This is a genomic window from Nonomuraea sp. CA-143628 (assembly GCF_050942315.1).
Lineage (GTDB): Bacteria > Actinomycetota > Actinomycetes > Streptosporangiales > Streptosporangiaceae > Nonomuraea.
The window spans coordinates 2,108,309-2,123,837 of record NZ_CP192072.1 but is presented as its reverse complement, the minus strand read 5'-3'; the positions used below and the strand labels follow the sequence as shown (position 1 = coordinate 2,123,837).

The following is a 15,529-nucleotide window of genomic DNA, read 5'->3' as shown; positions in this document are numbered from 1 at the left end:
ATGCCTCAACCAGCCAGCCGGGCGCCACGCGTGTCGGCCGGTCCGGACCGTTGTTCACTGCGTTCGTGAACGCATCCGGCCTGACGGCGATCCCCTTCAACGTGCCGCATATCTCGGAGAACGAGCTCGACTATCTGGCGGAGGCCGTACTCCAGCGGTTCACCCGCGGAGACGGGCCCTTCACCCAACGGGCCACCGGTCTCCTCGCGGAGATCACCGGGGCCCGCCAGGTGCTGCTGACCACCTCGTGCACACACGCGCTGGAGATGTCGGCGCTCCTGCTCGATCTGCGGCCGGGTGACGAGGTGATCATGCCGTCGTTCACCTTCATGTCGACGGCCAACGCCTACGCGCTGCGCGGCGCCGTCCCGGTGTTCGCCGACTGCCGGCCGGACACGCTGAACCTGGACGAACGACGGCTCGAAGCCGCGATCACCGACCGCACCCGGGCCATCGTGATCGTCCACTACGCGGGTGTCGGGTGCGCGATGAAGGAGATCGGCGAGCTCGCGGAACGGCACGGACTCGCGGTCATCGAGGACAACGCCCATGGACTGGGCGGGTTCTACCAGGACCGTCCGCTCGGGTCGTTCGGCTCCATGGCCGCCCAGAGCTTCCATGAGACGAAGAACGTGCAGTGCGGAGAGGCCGGCGCGCTGCTCCTGAACGACGCCGGCCTCGGCGAGCGCGCGGAGATCGTCAGGGAGAAGGGCACCGACCGGAGCCGGTTCTTCCGCGGCCAGGTGGACAAATACCGGTGGGTCGACATCGGGTCCAGCTACCTGCCGTCGGACGTGCTCGCCGCGCAGCTCACCGCCCAGCTGGAGTCGTTCGACAAGATCCAGTTCCGGCGCCACTACGCATGGGACCGGTATCACGAGGAACTGGCGGACTGGGCCGCGGAGAACGGGGTCGCCCAGCCGACGATCCCGGACGAGTGCACGCATCCGGCGCACCTGTACTACCTGCTGCTCCCCGACCTGGCGAACCGGCAGAGCTTCATCGCTCATCTCTCCGAGCGTGGCGTGCAGGCGGCCTTCCACTACCAGCCGCTCCATGATTCACCCGCCGGCCTGAGGTACGGGCGGACGGCCCCGGGTGGCTGCCGGGTCACGGAGGAGGTCGCCGACCGTCTCGTACGGCTGCCGCTCTTCGCCGACCTGGACGACGCCCACCTGTCCCGCGTGATCGACGCGGTCCGAGCCTACGAGGTGCGCTGATGGCCTGGAACGACGTGATCGAGGCGGAAGCCGTGCTCACGCGGGAGTCTCCGCTCGAGTCCGCGCGGTTCGGCCGCTCGATCGAGCGGCTCGCCGTCTCCGGATCGTCGTTCGCCGCGGTCCGTGAGGCCGTCGTACGATCCACCGCGGACGTGATCATCCTTCGCTACCCGGCCGATCACGTCAGCTGGTACGCCCAGCTGACCGCCCTGGGCCGGACCGCCGTCTTCGCGGACTCCCTGGTCTACTGGCGGCTGCGCGCCGGAGCGGGCCGGGCGCCCGAGGCGTCACCCGACCTGCGGGCGGCGGAGCTGACCGGAACCGCCGTGATCGAGGATCTGGTGTCCGACATCTTTCTCTCGTACGGAAACCACTACCTGGCCAATCCCCTGTTCAACGCCGCCGACGCGCTCGCCGGCTACCAAGAATGGGCGCTGCGCTCGGCCGCCGAAGGCGGCTGCCTGGCGTTGCTGGATCGGCCGGACTCGCGCGTGCTCGCGCTGGCCACGCTGGACGAGGCCGAATCCCGCACGGAGATCCTGCTCGCCGGCGTGATCTCGAAGGCGCAGGGGCGCGGTCTGTACGCCCATTTGCTCAAGGCGGTCGAGGACCGCACGCTGGCGCGCGGCGGGGACGAGGTCGTCATCTCCACCCAGGGGCACAACACGCGCGTGCAGCGGGCGTGGGCCCGATACGGGTTCGAGCCCGTACGGACGGTCCTCACTGTTCATCTGGTCCGGAGCGGGCTCCTGCCTGGGCAGGAACGCTAGGACCACCGGGCCCCACGTCGGCGGCGGCGGTCGGTCCGACACGTTCACGCACGACGTAGGTCGGCCGGCCCATGCCGCTGCCGTGAATGCGGCCGATGTACTCCCCGAGGACCCCGATGGAGACGAGTTGCGCGGAGGAGAAGAGCGCGACCATCGAGGCGATCGTCGTGAAGCCTGCCACCGTGGTCTCTCCCGTGGCGAACCGCCACAGAACAATACCGCCCAGCAGCAGGCCGACGATGCCGACGAGGAAGCCGAGATAGCTCGCCGCCCGCAGCGGCGCCGTGCTGTAGCCGAGCAGCATGTTCACCGCGTGCCGGATCAGCAGCCGCGCCGAGTAGTTGGAGCGCCCGTGGTGGCGTTCGTTCATGCGTACGCTGACCGATCCCACCTTGGAGGTCGCCCACGACAGGGCCACGTCGACCGAGGCATGCGGCCCCGACAGCTCTTGGAACCCGTCGCGCAGCCGCGTACGAAAGGCGCGGAAGGCGCTGATCGCGCGGGCGGAGCGGATGCCCAGCGCGCTGGACATCCCGGCTTTCACCGATCGGGAGGCGAAGCTCCGGAGAAAGCCGTGCTCCTCACGGTAGGAGACGCCGTAGACGAGGTCGAGACGGTCGCCCTCAAGGGCGGCCAGCAGGAGAGGGATCTGCTCCGGTGGATGCTGCAGGTCGTCGTCCATGGTGACGATGACCTCGAAGGCCGCCTCCCTGATGCCGGCGATCAGCGCGTTGTGCTGACCGTAGTTGCGGGAGAGGTGGATCGCCCGCACGGCCTCGTTTCGGCGGGCCAGCCCGGCGGCCGTCGCCCAGGTGTCGTCCGGGCTGCCGTCGACGACGAGGATCACCTCGTGCCGGACGGACGCCTCGCTCATGGTCGACAGGATTCTGGCCACCAGCGCTGGAAGAGTGCGCGCGGATCGGTAACACGGAATTACCACCGACACCGACATTGATCCCCCGATCATCCAGTGTGAGCCGGTTACAATCGTGCCGCCCCCCACCACGTGACGATCTGGAGTGCGGGCGACATGGTTGACGTGGAGAGCCACACCAAAAGCGACAAGAAGCCGCATTTCTGGTGGCGGGCTCTGATCTCCACTTTTGCTGGAAACCGCATCACATACCTAATGGCCGGCGCCATGACGGCAGTTGTCTATTACTGTCTCCTTGGCCTAGCATTGCTCGCCGCCGAGGGTGCGGTGCCCTATCTTGTCCTGGTCGTGACCAGCCACTTCGTCACCGTGGTGATCGTCTACCCGTGGTATCGGCTGGTGGTGTTCCGGGTCTCCGGCGATTCCTGGCTGCGGGGGTACCTGCGATTCTATGTGGTCGGCCTGAGTTTCCTCGGGGCGTCCCTCATCAGCCTGCCGATCCTCGTTGGCGTCATCGGAATTCCCATCATGATCGCACAGGGCTTGATAATACTCATAAGTCCCTCACTAAGCTATCTGATACACCGAACATGGACTTTTCGTGATCGCGGATCCATCTAGTCTCGGCAACGTGCCGGACGTTCTTCGACAAGCACGCGGAACTGCGAAGTTCCCCTGGCCGGGGCCCGGCATAAACTCCAGCCGACAGGCGGCCACCGCCGTCATGTCCGCTTCGCGGAAGGACTCAGGGAGCCCATGAAGGCGCTCGTTCTAGCGGGTGGCAAGGGGACGAGGCTGCGCCCGCTCACCCATACCTCAGCGAAACAACTGGTCCCCGTGGCCAACAAACCGGTCCTGTTCTACGGGCTCGAAGCGCTTCGGGACGCGGGCATCACCAGCGTGGGCATCATCGTCGGCGACACGGCCGCGGAGGTGCGCGAGGCCGTCGGAGACGGCTCGCAGTTCGGCCTCGAGGTCACCTACATCCCGCAGCAGGCCCCCTTGGGCCTGGCCCACTGCGTCCTGATCGCCAGAGAGTTCCTCGCCGACGAGCCGTTCGTGATGTACCTGGGCGACAACTTCCTGGTGGGTGGCATCACCGCCCTGGTCGACGCGTTCCGCCGGGCCGACAATGACGCGCAGATCCTGCTCACCAAGGTCGCCGAACCGCAGTTCTACGGCGTGGCCGAGCTCGGGCCGGAAGGCGAGATCATCGGGCTGGCGGAGAAGCCGGAGCACCCGCGCAGCGATCTGGCGATCGTCGGGGTCTACATCTTCTCCCCCGTCATCCACGAGGCCGTCCGGCGCATCACCCCGTCCGCGCGCGGCGAGCTGGAGATCACCGATGCCGTCACGTGGCTGATCGACAACGGCTTCCGCGTCCACTCCCACTTCGTCAACGGCTATTGGAAGGACACCGGCCGGCTGCAGGACATGCTGGAATGCAACCGGATCATCCTCGAACAGATCGAGCCCGACATCAGGGGCACAGTAGACGGCCGGAGCGAGATCACCGGGCGAGTGGTCGTCGAGCAGGGCGCGGTGGTGGAGAACTCCATACTCCGCGGGCCCATCGTGATCGGCGCCGACTCCAAGATCGTCTCTTCCTTCGTCGGCCCCTTCACCTCGATCGGGGCGAGTTGCGTGCTGGAGGACGCCGAGATCGAGTACTCGATCGTGCTCGACAGTTCGTCCATCCGTGGCGTGTCGCGCATCGGGCATTCCCTCATCGGGCGCAACGTCGAAGTGAACCGCGCGGAAGGCATGCCGAACACCCACGAGCTCATGGTCGGCGATCACAGCAAGATACAGGTGCGTACATGAGGATTCTGGTCACCGGCGGCGCCGGCTTCATCGGATCGCACTATGTGCGGTCGCTGCTGCTCGGCTCGTATCCGGGCTACGAGGCCGTGAACATCACCGTTCTCGACAAACTCACCTACGCCGGAAATCTCGCCAATCTCGCACCGGTGGCCGGACATCCCGGCTACCGGTTCGTCCATGGGGACATCACCGACCTGGAGCTGCTCGCGAAGGTCGTTCCCGAGTGCGAGGTGATCGTGAACTTCGCGGCCGAGACGCACGTCGACCGCTCCATCGCGGGAGCCGGTGACTTCCTGACGACGAACGTGCTGGGCACGCAGCGACTCCTGCAGGCGGCGCTGGAGACCGGCGTCCGCACGGTGGTGCACGTCTCCACCGACGAGGTGTACGGGTCGATCGCGGAAGGATCCTGGACCGAGGACGAGCCCCTGCTGCCGAACTCGCCGTACTCGGCGGCCAAGGCCGGCAGTGACCTGCTCTGCCGGGCATATCACCAGACGTACGGCCTGGATGTCCGGGTGACCCGCTGCTCCAACAACTACGGCCCTTACCAATACCCGGAGAAGCTCATCCCGCTCTTCGTCACCAACCTGCTGGATCGCGAGCCGGTCCCCCTCTACGGCGACGGGCTGAACGTACGGGACTGGCTGCACGTCGACGACCACTGCCGGGGCATTCAGCTGGTGCTGGAGAAGGGCTCGCCGGGAGAGACGTACAACATCGGCGGCGGCACCGAACTCACCAACCGGGAGCTCACGGAGCTGCTGCTCGGCGCGCTCGGAGCAGGATGGGAGATGGTCAGGAACGTGCCGGACCGGCTCGGGCACGACCGTCGCTATTCCGTCGACTGCGGCAAGCTTCGAGGGCTCGGGTACGAGCCGCGTATGGGGTTCGCGGACGGCCTGGCGGAGACGGTGCGCTGGTATCAGGACAACCAGCAGTGGTGGCGGCCGCTGAAGGCTCCTGCCACGCCTCGATCTATGTGACGGTTCGTGGTGGCTGAGGTCCCTCGGGAGATACCCCCTCCCGGGGGGCGGGAGACCACGGCTCGCCGAGGCCGGGGCCCTCAGGGACATCCCCACCCGAGGAGCGGAAGTGGCTGGGGTCCTTCGGGGGTTTCCGGGGGAGGGCAGAGGAAGACGGCCCGCCGTGCAGGGCCCCGTGGGCGGACACCCCCTCCGGGGGGAGAGGGAGTACGTCCGTCTTCCCCACGCTATGGGGTGACGGACTGGTTCACCGGGTTTGACGTGCTCGGGGCCAGGTGGATCAGGGCCTCGTGGTCGAAGACGTCGCCGCCCAGATAGACCGCGACGATCTGGTGCTGCCCTTGGGACAGGCTCGACGTCGTGAACATCGCACGACCGGCGCTGTTGAGGTACACCGAGCCGAGATTGGTCGAACCTTCCTTGAAGACCACTTCGCCATAGGGGATCTGGCTGCCGCTGACCGGTGCCACAGCGGCGGTGAACGTCACCGGCTGTCCTACCCGTGAGGGGCTGGGGGAGCTGGTCAACGCGGTGGTGGTCGGCGGGTCGTCGGGAAGGCTGATCTGGGTGGCCGGGATGCTGTCGGTGCCGGTGGTGTTGACGGAGCCGCTCAGCGAGAAGACCCGGCCCTGGACGTTGGCGCCGAAGTTCACGCTGGCGTTGCCCTGGGACAGCACATTGCCGCGGAAGGTGCTGTACACCCCCAGCGCCGCGGTGCTGGTGGACTGCCAGTAGATGTTGTCGGCCTGCGCGCCGCGCAGCAGGGCGATGTTGCTGACCCTGGCGGTGTTGAGATTGGCCGCGCGGAAGATGAAGGTCGCGGCCGGATCTCCCTGCGCGTCGAGGGTGAGCGTGCCGTTGATCGTGAAGGTGCCGTTGCCGGCGTCGTACAGGCCGGGCCCCTTGGTCGTACCGCCCAGTTCCCCCGCCACGACGGAACCGCCGGACCGCGCGGCGATGTCGTTGTAGGCGGCGACCACGTCACTCTTGACCGCCGCCGCGGTCGCGTTGCCCAGCTGCCTGTTACCGTTCACGATGCCGGGCGGGAAGCCGGTCAGCGTACTGTTCGGGCTGATCGCCAGATCTCCGGAGACCGTGGTCAGGTGCGCGTTCTTGACCGACATCCCGGCCACCACCCCGTACGCCTTCCCATTGCCGATGTTCACCGGCGGTGTCGCGCGCGCGCCCTCCGGCAGGGTCACCAGCACGACGGCCGCCACCACCCCCAGCGACAACCGACCCGCTTTCCCCGAAAAACGGGACAAATCAATATTCGCCATGAGCCGATCCTTTTATCTGCGACCTGGAATACTCCGCCGGTCATATGACTCTGGATAATCGACATTAGCGGGCATCGATGCCGTTCCAGAGAAATGACATGCGACGCGGCCCGTGTCGTATTCGCGCCGGTGACAGGGCGCGGCCCGGCCGTGCGGAAGCGCACGGCCGGGCCGGTTGAGAAACACCCGGACCTCACGGGCCCGCTAGGAGTCGAATACCGGATCGACCCAGTAGTTGGACGACTGGAAGGCGGTCGTCGGGAAGGTGCTGGTCCCCCCGTAGGTGTACACCCCGTTCGGGTCCGTACCGTTCGCCAGTGCGGTGAGCGGGCCGTTCGTGTATGCCGAGGTGAAGTAGGGTCGGTTTAGCGAATAGAATCCCGACGTAGTGTGATACGAGGCCACATAGGTGGTATTGGCGGTGATCGCGACAGGCGTCGGGAAATTCACCTGCTGCCAGCCAGAGGCCGTCTCGCTGGTGAAGACCGCGCTCGCGAGCAGCTGACCACTGCTGCTCCACAAGCTCCCAGTATGAGTCCCCGTATTCGAGGCGCCCTTGAAGAAGCGGATGGCGACGATGTTCCCGCTCGTCGAGGCCCGGAACTTCACGCCGACCGTGATCGCCTGCGTATCAGGTTGGGACTGGATAGCCGGAGTGGCCACTTTGTCCCAGAGACTGTCCGACGGCTCGAACACGACGTCGACCCAGTAGTTGGTGGACTGGTAGGAGGCCGTCGGGAAGGTGCTGGTCGCCCCGTAGGTGTACACCCCGTTCGGATCCGTACCGTTCGCCAGTGCGGTGAGCGGGCCGTTCGTGAATGAGGAGGTGAAGTAGGGTCGGGTAACCGAATAGAATCCCGACGTAGTGTGATAAGACGCCACATAGGTGGTATTGGCGGTAATCGCGACAGGCGTCGAGAAGTTCACCTGCTGCCAGCCAGAGGCCGTCTCACTGGTGAAGACCGCGCTCGCGAGCAGCTGACCACTGCTGCTCCACAGACTCCCGGTATGAGTCCCCGTATTCAGGGATCCCTTGAAGAACCGGATGCCGAGGATGGTCCCGTTCGTCGAGGCCCGGAACTTCACGCCGACCGTGACCGCCTGCGAATCAGATTGAGACTGGACGGCCGGAGTGGCCGATCTGTCCCACAGACTGTCCGACACATGCTGAACCACTTCCGGCGAGAAGCTCGGCGCGAAGTGGATCAGCGCCTCATGGTCGAAGACGTCACCACCCAGGTAGACGGCGGTGAGGTGGTGATCCCCCGCGCTGAGGCTCGGGGTCGTGAGCGTGGCCGGATCGTCGGCGTCCTGGTAGCCCGAGCCGAGCACGGTCGAGCCGTCCTTGAAGACCACTTCGCCAACGGGGGTCAGCGTGCCGCTGACCGGCTGCACGACCGCGGTGAGGAGGACCGGCTGCCCCCTCCAGGAGGGGTTGGGTGAGGTGGTCAGGGTCGTCGTGGTCGGCGGGTCGTTGGGGAGCGTGATCTGGGTGGCCGGCGTGCTGTCGGTGCCGGTGATGTTGATGGAGCTGTTCAGGGAGAAGATGCGGCCGTTGGTGTAGGCACCGACATTCACCGTGACGGCGTTCTGGGCCAGCACGTTGCCGCGGAAGGTGCAGTAGTTGCCCAGCGTCACGGTGTCGCTGAACTGCCAGAAGACGTTGTCGGCCTGCGCGCCGCGCGCCAGGGCGATGTTGGCGACGTTGGCGGCGGTCAGAGTGGTCGCCCGGAAGATGAAGACTGCGTTCGGATCCCCCTGCGCGTCGAGGGTGAGCGTGCCGCTGATCGCGAAGGAGCCGGTGTTGGAGGCGTACAGGCCAGGCCCCTTGGTCGTGCCGCCCAGCTGCTGCGCCACCGTGGCGTCCGGGGTCCGCCCGGCGATGTCGTTGTAGGCGGCGACCACGTCGGCCTTGGCCGCCGCCGCGGCCGCGTTGCCGAGGTCCCGGTCACCGTTCACGGTGCCGGGCGGGAAGCCGGTCAGCGTACTGCCCGGACTGATCGCGAGGTCTCCAGTGACCGTGGTCAGATTCGTGTTGGAGACTGACACCCCCGCCACGACCGCATAGGGCTCCGCGACACCGATGTCCACCGGCCCCGTCGCGCTCGCGGCCTGCGGCAGCCCCACCACCGCACCTGCCGCCAGCACGACCGCCGCACTCACCCCCATCCACAACCGCCCGACATTCCCCAAAGAGCGGGAATATCTGACTTTGCTGGTCGCTTCGCGCTTGAGAGCTTCGGGGAGGGCCTTGCAGGCTGCTCGATCGGGCGCATCGCTATGTGATGTTGACATGCGCCACAACTCCTCACTGTATCTTGTGCTACTCAGGCAATCGGCTGGCTTGCCGCAGCCTGCGGCTCGTCAAGAATCCATAGGCGGTCATCGCCCGGCTTGTCGCGGTTGCCGTAAATGCGGATAAAGTCCAGCCATAAGAGATGCGACCCGAATGTCGCCAATCCCGTTGAAGACGCTACGACATTCGGGAGGACCGCGCCTTGAACGGCATGACGCGAAAAACCTATATGTGATCAAGAAAAGCCTAGGATAGCGTCCTATTGGGTCGCTCTTTACCCTTCGATACCCGCTGGCAACACTTACCGGAAAGCTTGAACAAGGTATCCCCGCACAGGCGGCTTTTTCTTGAGCGCGCGGAAATATTCCGCTTAATGCCCTTATAAACCCCTAATCGCTGGCCTCGCCACGGAAACGCCATCAGACGACACGCCGGGCATCGCCATCAAATCGGCGATATGAGAACTCCGGCCTCCTACAGTCGGATCGTGTCTCATCTCGATGTAACGGGGGCTCCTGACATGGGAGAGAAACTGGTGGTGGTCGGCCAAGGCTATGTCGGCCTGCCTCTGGCGATGCGGGCGGTCAGCGCGGGATTCGACGTCGTGGGCATCGACGTGGACCAGTGGCGGATCAAGCGATTGACGGCCGGTGAATCTTATGTCGAGGACATCAGGGACGATGAGCTGATCGCCGCACACCGCTGCGGCCGCTATCTGGCGAGCACCGATTACGCCGACGCCGAGATGTTCGACATCTGTGTGATAACCGTGCCGACGCCGCTCCGTGAGGGCGTGCCCGATCTCCGGCACATCGCCTCGGCCGCCCAATCCATCGCCCCGCTCCTTCAGCCGGGCGCCACAGTGGTGCTGGAGTCGACGACTTATCCCGGAACCACCGAGGAATATCTCCTGCCCCTGCTTCAGGAAGGCTCCGGACTGCAGGCGCCCGAGGATTTCTACCTTGGCTACAGTCCCGAACGGATCGACCCGGGAAACACCCGCTGGCGACTGGACAACACCCCGAAGATCGTGTCCGGCATCGACGACTCCTCGCTGAAAAGAGTCCAGGCGTTCTACGAGCGCATCGTGCGGGATGCCGTTCCCGTCTCCTCGGTCCAGGTGGCCGAGCTGAGCAAGCTCCTGGAGAACACCTTCCGGCACATCAACATCGCCCTGGTGAACGAGCTGGCCATCTTCGCGCGGCAGCTGGGGATCGACGTCTGGGAGGCCATCGACGCCGCCTCCACCAAACCGTTCGGCTACATGCGCTTCACCCCGGGCCCCGGCGTCGGCGGGCACTGCCTGCCGATCGACCCGTCCTACCTGTCGTGGAAGGTCAAGCGCAGCCTGGGGCACAACTTCCGGTTCGTGGAGCTGGCGAACGACATCAACGACCACATGCCGGATCACGTCGTCCACCGGCTGACCCTCGCGCTGAACCAGCGCTCCATGCCGGTCAAGGGCAGCCGGGTGATCGTGCTCGGCCTCGCCTACAAGAAGAACGCGGGCGACTGCCGCGAGTCACCGGCGATCGAGGTGGCCAGGGCCCTGCGCAAGCTGGGCGCGGATGTACTGGCCGCCGACCCGCACGTGGACCACTTCCTGCTGCCACAGGGGATCGCGATCATCGACGCCACGCGTCAGGAACTGGCTCAGGCGGACGCGGTGCTGATCCTCACCGACCACGACTGCTTCGACTACGAGATGGTCGAGCAGGTGAGCGCCTTCGTCTTCGACACGCGCAACCGCTGCCGGGGGCCCAACGTCGAGCGGCTGTGAGACCCGGAGGGGGCTACAGACAGCCCCCTCCGGCGTTCCTAGAGCATGGCCTTCATCGAGTCGGCCGCCGACAGCACGTACGGCTGCTCGGCCATGACCGCCGCCCAGTTGTCCGCGAGCGACTCCGGCGTGAGCTCGTCCGACTTCCAGCCGGGCCCCTCGGCCACGAACACCCGCGCCACCCGGCCACCGCCGACGCTGAACACCTCGCCGCTCGGCTCGCACGACTCGTGTACGAGGTAGGCCACCAGCGCGCTGACCCGCTCGGGCGTGAACTTGGCCTCGAACTCGGCCGGCAGCAGCGACTCGGTCATCCGCGTCCAGGCGATCGGCGCGATGGCGTTGGCCTTGATGCCGTTGCGGGCGCCCTCGATGCCGAGCGTCTTGGTCAGGCCGACCAGGCCCATCTTGGCGGTGGAGTAGTTGGCCTGGCCGAAGTTGCCGAACAGGCCCGCCGGGCTGGAGGTGTTGACGATCCGGCCGTAGCCGGCCTCCTTCATGTACGGGTAGGCGGCCTGGCTGACCAGGTAGGAGCCGCGCACGTGTACGGCCAGCACATTGTCGAAGTCCTCGACCGCCATCTTCCCGAACGACCTGTCACGCAGGATGCCCGCGTTGTTGACGACGATGTCGATCTTGCCGAACGCGTCGACCGCGGCCTGCACGATCGCCCTGGCCCCTTCCGGCGTGGCCACGTTGTCGGCGTTGGCGATGGCCTGACCGCCGTTCTTGGTGATGAGCTCGACCACGTCGGCGGCGGGACCCGCGGAGGCGCCGGTGCCGTCGAGCGCGCCGCCCAGGTCGTTCACGACGACCTTGGCACCCCGCTCGGCCAGCAGGAGCGCGTGCGACCTGCCGAGACCGTGCCCGGCTCCCGTTATGATCGCGACCCTGTCATCGAACCGAAGCATCGAACCTCCAGCGCAGGAGAACATCGTTCTAGTAATGGCACAATAACCCGAGTCCGCCGCACTACGACTGATCGTCGCGGATAGTGATCAGAAGGTTGATTCTCTGCTAGAGTTCTGGGCTTCGAATGGGCGGCGACCCCCAGCTCCTGTCCGCCCTCCACCGGGCCTTCGGAGGCCGGACATGCCGGTAAACGCGCCCCTTCGCGTGGTTCAGTGGGCCACGGGAGCTGTCGGCCGCTATGCGCTGCGCAGCGTGCTCAGCAGGCCGGGGCTGGAGCTAGCGGGAGTCCTCGTCTACGACCACGACAAGATCGGCAAAGACGCCGGCGAGCTGGTCGGCCTGCCGTACGCGGGCGTGAGCTGTACGGACGACCCGGAACGCGTCATGGCCATGGAGGCCGACTGCGTGCTGCACATGCCGCTGCCGTCCTTCTACTTCGGCCCCGACCGGAGCCTGGATCTGGAGACCATCTGCGCGCTGCTCGCCTCTGGCAAGAACGTCATCACGACCACCGGCTTCGTCTACCCCAAGTCGTACGGCCCCCACGTGGTGGAGCGCATCGAGGCCGCCTGTGACAAGGGCGGCACCACACTTCACGGCACCGGCATCAACCCGGGCTTCATGAGCGACTTCCTGCCGCTGGCGCTGACCGGGCTGTCCGACCGGGTCGACCACATCTACGTACGCGAGTCGTCGGACTTCCGCGGCCACCCGTCGCGCCAGGTGGTCGTGGACCTGGTCGGGTTCACCCGCACGGCCAAGGACTACGCCGAAGCGGTCCGGCCGTTCCGCACCTTCCAGCGCTCGCTCTTCGCCGAGAGCGTGCAACTCGTGGCCGACGCGCTCGACGTGCGGCTGGACGAGGTGGAGGAGCGGGACGAGTTCGAGGTGGCCGGGCGGGAGTTCGAGATCGCGGCCGGCCGGGTCGAGGCGGGCGCGGTGTGCGCGTCACGCTGGGTGTTCTCGGGGCTGGTGCGGGGGCGGCCGTTCATGACGGTCGAGGTGATCTACAAGGCCGACGCCGGCAAGGTGGAACGCTGGCCGGAGCCGGGCTTCGCGATCCACATCGAGGGGGTGCCGCAGATGACGATGTCGATCGACGAGGTCTCCCACGGCCTGGCCGCCGCGGCCGCCCACGCCATCAACGCCATCCCCGCCGTCTGCACCGCTCCGCCCGGCATCCGCACCCTGCTTGATCTTCCCCTCCCCACCGCACGCGCCCGGGTCCGCATCCGTTGAGCAGGCGGGGAAGAATCACGCGCGGGCGCGTTCGTATCCGTCAGGCGGGCCACGTACGGCGGGGAAAGAGTCAGTTGTGCGGGAGGAAGCGCCCGTACCGCCCTCGGTGGTAGAGGAGCGGGCGGGCCGGGGTGGTCTGGGCGGCGGTGACCAGGCCGACCACCAGGGTGTGATCGCCTATCTCCACGGTCGTGTGGGGAAGGCAGATGAGATGCGCGGAGACGTCCTCCAACAACGGCGTTTCGTGCGGGCCGGGATGCCAGCGGGTGGGTTCGGCGAAGCGGTCGATGCCGCGCCGGGCGAAGCGGGTGGCCAGGTCGTGCTGGTGGCCGGCCAGGACGTTCACCGCGAAATGGTCGGCCAGCCGGAGCCAGGGCCAGGTGGTGGACGACTGGTCGACGTAGAAGGACACCAGCGGCGGATCAAGGCTCACCGAGGAGAACGAGGTCGCCGTGAGGCCCACCGGGACGCCCTCCGGTCTGGCCGTCACGATGACCACTCCGGCGGCGTGCTGGGCCAGGGCGGTGCGGAACTCGTCGCGATCAAGGGAAATGGTCATCTCAGCGCCCCTTGCCTGACCGTTATCTGCGGCACGACCTGATCCGCCCAGCGAGCCAGGGGCCCGTCGTCTCCCAGCAGCTCCGACTCCAGGAGGGCCAGGCCGGGGGTGGGGACGAAGGCCCCCAGCTCCACCAGGAGCGGGCGGAAGTGGACCTCCACCGCCAGGGCGTGCCTGGGGTCGCCCATGACGAGGATCGGCAGGGCGGCAGTGCCCGCCAGGGCGTTCGGGGGCAGCCGGTCGAGGAACGCCTTGAGCAGGCCGGTGTAGGTCGCCTTGTAGGTGGGACTGGCCACGACGGCCACCGAGGCACCGGTGAGGAGTTCGAGGGCGATCTCCACATTCGCGGTGCTCCGCGGGAGGAGCAGTTCCGGGGCGAGGGCTGACAGGTCGATGACGTCCCTCGGGCCCGGGTGGCCGAGCCGGGCGGCGATGGCGTCAGTGGCCGCGACCGCCGCCCCCAGCGTGCGCGATCCGGAACGCGGGTTGCCGACGACGGTGACGATGCTCATGAGGCGGTGGCCAATCCGTAGTGGTCGCGTAGGGTTCGGGCCTCGTAGTCCTTACGGAAGAGGCCGCGGATCTGCAGCTCGGGTACGACCTGCTCGACGAAGTCCGCGAGGCCGCCCGGCAGGTGCGGGGGCATGATGTTGAAGCCGTCGGCCGCGCCGTTCTCGTACCACTCCTGGAGCTGGTCGGCGATCTGCTCGGGCGTGCCGGCGACGACCCGGTGGCCGCGGCCGCCGGCGAGCTTGCCGATGATCTCGCGGATCGACAGGTCGCCACGGGCCGCCAGGTCCTTGATCAGCTTGATGCGGCTCTGCTGGCCGTCCGGGTTGGGCGGGATGTCCGGCAGTGGGCCGTCCAAGGGGTGGGCGGTGAGGTCGACGCCGAGGATGTTCGAGAGCTGCCGCACGCCGTAGGCCGGGACGATGAGGTCCTCCAGCTCCTTCTCCAGCCGCAGCGCCTCGCGCTCGGTCGAGCCGATGATGGGCGAGACGCCGGGCAGGATCTTGAGGTCCTGGGGCCGGCGGCCGTACGCGGGGAGTCTGCCCTTGAGGTCGGCGTAGAACTCCTGGGCATCCTCCAGAGTCTGCTGCGCGGTGAACACCGCCTCCGCGAACCGCGCCGCGAACTCCTTGCCGTCCTCCGACGACCCGGCCTGGACCAGGAGAGGGCGGCCCTGGGGTGAGCGCTGGACGTTCAGCGGGCCCTGGACCTTGAAGTGCGTGCCCACGTGGTCGATCGGCTGGACGCGGGAGAGGTCGGCGTAGACCCCGCTTCGCCGGTCGCCGACGACCGCTCCGTCCGCCCAGCTCTCCCAGAGCGCGTTCGCCACCTGGAGGAACTCCTCCGCCCGGTGGTAGCGCTCACCGTGCGGCGGGCGTTCGATGCCGAAGTTGCGGGCCTCGGCCTCGCCGGCGGAGGTGACGATGTTCCAGCCCGCCCGGCCGCCGCTGATGTGGTCGAGCGAGGCGAACTTGCGCGCCACGTGGAACGGCTCGTTGTACGTCGTGGACACCGTGGCGATCAGGCCGATGTGGTCCGTGACGGCGGCCAGGGCCGCGAGCAGGGTGAGGGGCTCCAGCCCACCGAGCGCGTTGTGCCGGACATTTCCCCACAGGGCGAGCCCGTCGGCCAGGAACACCGAGTCCAGCTTGCCGCGTTCGGCGATCCGGGCCAGCTCCTGGAAGTGCCGGATGTCGGTGATGCGGCTCGGCTCGGTCAGCGGATGCCGCCACGCGGCCTCGTGGTGGCCGACGCCCATCAGGAAGGCGTTCAGGTGCAT

General features: G+C 67.1%; 14 protein-coding genes. 7 read left to right on the top strand and 7 right to left on the bottom strand.

Translation table 11 applies throughout. From position 1 onward, the window contains the following. Nucleotides 1-65 precede the first annotated feature (65 nt). Nucleotides 66-1,220, top strand: coding sequence for a dTDP-4-amino-4,6-dideoxygalactose transaminase (gene rffA, locus ACQP2T_RS09940; protein WP_433515866.1), 1,155 nt, complete (start codon nucleotides 66-68; stop codon nucleotides 1,218-1,220). Further along, nucleotides 1,220-1,990, top strand: a complete 771-nt coding sequence (locus ACQP2T_RS09935) for a GNAT family N-acetyltransferase (RefSeq protein WP_433515865.1) — start codon at nucleotides 1,220-1,222, stop codon at nucleotides 1,988-1,990. Before rffA ends, ACQP2T_RS09935 begins: the two co-directional genes overlap by 1 nt. On the opposite strand, the gene ACQP2T_RS09930 is transcribed toward ACQP2T_RS09935, so the two are convergent. Continuing rightward, on the bottom strand, nucleotides 1,941-2,942 hold the full coding sequence (locus ACQP2T_RS09930) for a glycosyltransferase family 2 protein (protein WP_433515864.1): 1,002 nt from the start codon (nucleotides 2,940-2,942) through the stop codon (nucleotides 1,941-1,943). The two genes, ACQP2T_RS09935 and ACQP2T_RS09930, sit on opposite strands and share 50 nt — an antisense overlap. 78 nt (nucleotides 2,943-3,020) lie before the next feature. On the opposite strand from ACQP2T_RS09930, the gene ACQP2T_RS09925 reads away from it, so the two are divergent. From ACQP2T_RS09925 to rfbB, 3 genes are all read left to right on the top strand, one after another. Then, complete coding sequence (locus ACQP2T_RS09925; RefSeq protein ID WP_433515863.1) at nucleotides 3,021-3,485, top strand: GtrA family protein; 465 nt, start codon at nucleotides 3,021-3,023, stop codon at nucleotides 3,483-3,485. 135 nt (nucleotides 3,486-3,620) lie between these two features. Continuing rightward, complete coding sequence (locus tag ACQP2T_RS09920; protein ID WP_433515862.1) at nucleotides 3,621-4,688, top strand: glucose-1-phosphate thymidylyltransferase; 1,068 nt, start codon at nucleotides 3,621-3,623, stop codon at nucleotides 4,686-4,688. Continuing rightward, the gene (gene rfbB / locus ACQP2T_RS09915; protein WP_433515861.1) at nucleotides 4,685-5,674 is read left to right on the top strand and encodes a dTDP-glucose 4,6-dehydratase; all 990 of its coding nucleotides are present in this window, start codon (nucleotides 4,685-4,687) and stop codon (nucleotides 5,672-5,674) included. Before ACQP2T_RS09920 ends, rfbB begins: the two co-directional genes overlap by 4 nt. A 227-nt stretch (nucleotides 5,675-5,901) precedes the next feature. On the opposite strand, the gene ACQP2T_RS09910 is transcribed toward rfbB, so the two are convergent. Together ACQP2T_RS09910 and ACQP2T_RS09905 are read right to left on the bottom strand one after the other, a co-directional pair. Beyond that, a complete protein-coding gene (locus ACQP2T_RS09910) occupies nucleotides 5,902-6,954 on the bottom strand; it encodes an ice-binding family protein (RefSeq protein WP_433515860.1) in 1,053 nt (350 codons plus the stop codon). Nucleotides 6,955-7,158: 204 nt separating this feature from the next. Then, nucleotides 7,159-9,249 carry a DUF4082 domain-containing protein gene (locus tag ACQP2T_RS09905; protein ID WP_433519748.1) on the bottom strand — a complete coding sequence of 697 codons (2,091 nt, stop codon included), beginning with the start codon at nucleotides 9,247-9,249 and terminating at the stop codon, nucleotides 7,159-7,161. A gap of 521 nt (nucleotides 9,250-9,770) precedes the next feature. Between ACQP2T_RS09905 and ACQP2T_RS09900 the strand changes: the two genes are divergently transcribed. Next, the gene (locus ACQP2T_RS09900; protein ID WP_433515859.1) at nucleotides 9,771-11,030 is read left to right on the top strand and encodes a nucleotide sugar dehydrogenase; all 1,260 of its coding nucleotides are present in this window, start codon (nucleotides 9,771-9,773) and stop codon (nucleotides 11,028-11,030) included. Between the two features lie 38 nt (nucleotides 11,031-11,068). Here the strand turns inward: ACQP2T_RS09900 and ACQP2T_RS09895 are convergent, their stop codons facing one another. Continuing rightward, a complete protein-coding gene (locus ACQP2T_RS09895; protein ID WP_358538913.1) occupies nucleotides 11,069-11,941 on the bottom strand; it encodes an SDR family oxidoreductase in 873 nt (290 codons plus the stop codon). A gap of 181 nt (nucleotides 11,942-12,122) precedes the next feature. Between ACQP2T_RS09895 and ACQP2T_RS09890 the strand changes: the two genes are divergently transcribed. Continuing rightward, nucleotides 12,123-13,181, top strand: a complete 1,059-nt coding sequence (locus tag ACQP2T_RS09890; protein ID WP_433515858.1) for an NAD(P)H-dependent amine dehydrogenase family protein — start codon at nucleotides 12,123-12,125, stop codon at nucleotides 13,179-13,181. Between the two features lie 70 nt (nucleotides 13,182-13,251). Here the strand turns inward: ACQP2T_RS09890 and ACQP2T_RS09885 are convergent, their stop codons facing one another. The 3 genes from ACQP2T_RS09885 to ACQP2T_RS09875 are packed head-to-tail and all read right to left on the bottom strand — an operon-like array spanning nucleotide 13,252 to nucleotide 15,529. Then, on the bottom strand, nucleotides 13,252-13,740 hold the full coding sequence (locus tag ACQP2T_RS09885; RefSeq protein WP_433515857.1) for a flavin reductase family protein: 489 nt from the start codon (nucleotides 13,738-13,740) through the stop codon (nucleotides 13,252-13,254). Next, nucleotides 13,737-14,252, bottom strand: coding sequence for an NADPH-dependent FMN reductase (locus tag ACQP2T_RS09880; protein ID WP_433515856.1), 516 nt, complete (start codon nucleotides 14,250-14,252; stop codon nucleotides 13,737-13,739). The genes ACQP2T_RS09885 and ACQP2T_RS09880 overlap by 4 nt, the downstream gene beginning before the upstream one ends. After that, nucleotides 14,249-15,529, bottom strand: coding sequence for an LLM class flavin-dependent oxidoreductase (locus tag ACQP2T_RS09875; RefSeq protein ID WP_433519747.1), 1,281 nt, complete (start codon nucleotides 15,527-15,529; stop codon nucleotides 14,249-14,251). The genes ACQP2T_RS09880 and ACQP2T_RS09875 overlap by 4 nt, the downstream gene beginning before the upstream one ends.

Bases quoted from the DNA above. Each gene is read 5' to 3' on its own strand.
- rfbB (WP_433515861.1), top strand. From the start codon at position 4,685: ATGAGGATTCTGGTCACCGGCGGCGCCGGCTTCATCGGATCGCACTAT.
- ACQP2T_RS09875 (WP_433519747.1), bottom strand. From the start codon at position 15,529: ATGCACCTGAACGCCTTCCTGATGGGCGTCGGCCACCACGAGGCCGCG.
- ACQP2T_RS09900 (WP_433515859.1), top strand. From the start codon at position 9,771: ATGGGAGAGAAACTGGTGGTGGTCGGCCAAGGCTATGTCGGCCTGCCT.
- ACQP2T_RS09880 (WP_433515856.1), bottom strand. From the start codon at position 14,252: ATGAGCATCGTCACCGTCGTCGGCAACCCGCGTTCCGGATCGCGCACG.
- ACQP2T_RS09890 (WP_433515858.1), top strand. From the start codon at position 12,123: ATGCCGGTAAACGCGCCCCTTCGCGTGGTTCAGTGGGCCACGGGAGCT.
- ACQP2T_RS09930 (WP_433515864.1), bottom strand. From the start codon at position 2,942: ATGTCGGTGTCGGTGGTAATTCCGTGTTACCGATCCGCGCGCACTCTT.
- ACQP2T_RS09895 (WP_358538913.1), bottom strand. From the start codon at position 11,941: ATGCTTCGGTTCGATGACAGGGTCGCGATCATAACGGGAGCCGGGCAC.
- ACQP2T_RS09885 (WP_433515857.1), bottom strand. From the start codon at position 13,740: ATGACCATTTCCCTTGATCGCGACGAGTTCCGCACCGCCCTGGCCCAG.
- ACQP2T_RS09905 (WP_433519748.1), bottom strand. From the start codon at position 9,249: ATGTCAACATCACATAGCGATGCGCCCGATCGAGCAGCCTGCAAGGCC.
- ACQP2T_RS09920 (WP_433515862.1), top strand. From the start codon at position 3,621: ATGAAGGCGCTCGTTCTAGCGGGTGGCAAGGGGACGAGGCTGCGCCCG.
- ACQP2T_RS09910 (WP_433515860.1), bottom strand. From the start codon at position 6,954: ATGGCGAATATTGATTTGTCCCGTTTTTCGGGGAAAGCGGGTCGGTTG.
- ACQP2T_RS09935 (WP_433515865.1), top strand. From the start codon at position 1,220: ATGGCCTGGAACGACGTGATCGAGGCGGAAGCCGTGCTCACGCGGGAG.
- ACQP2T_RS09925 (WP_433515863.1), top strand. From the start codon at position 3,021: ATGGTTGACGTGGAGAGCCACACCAAAAGCGACAAGAAGCCGCATTTC.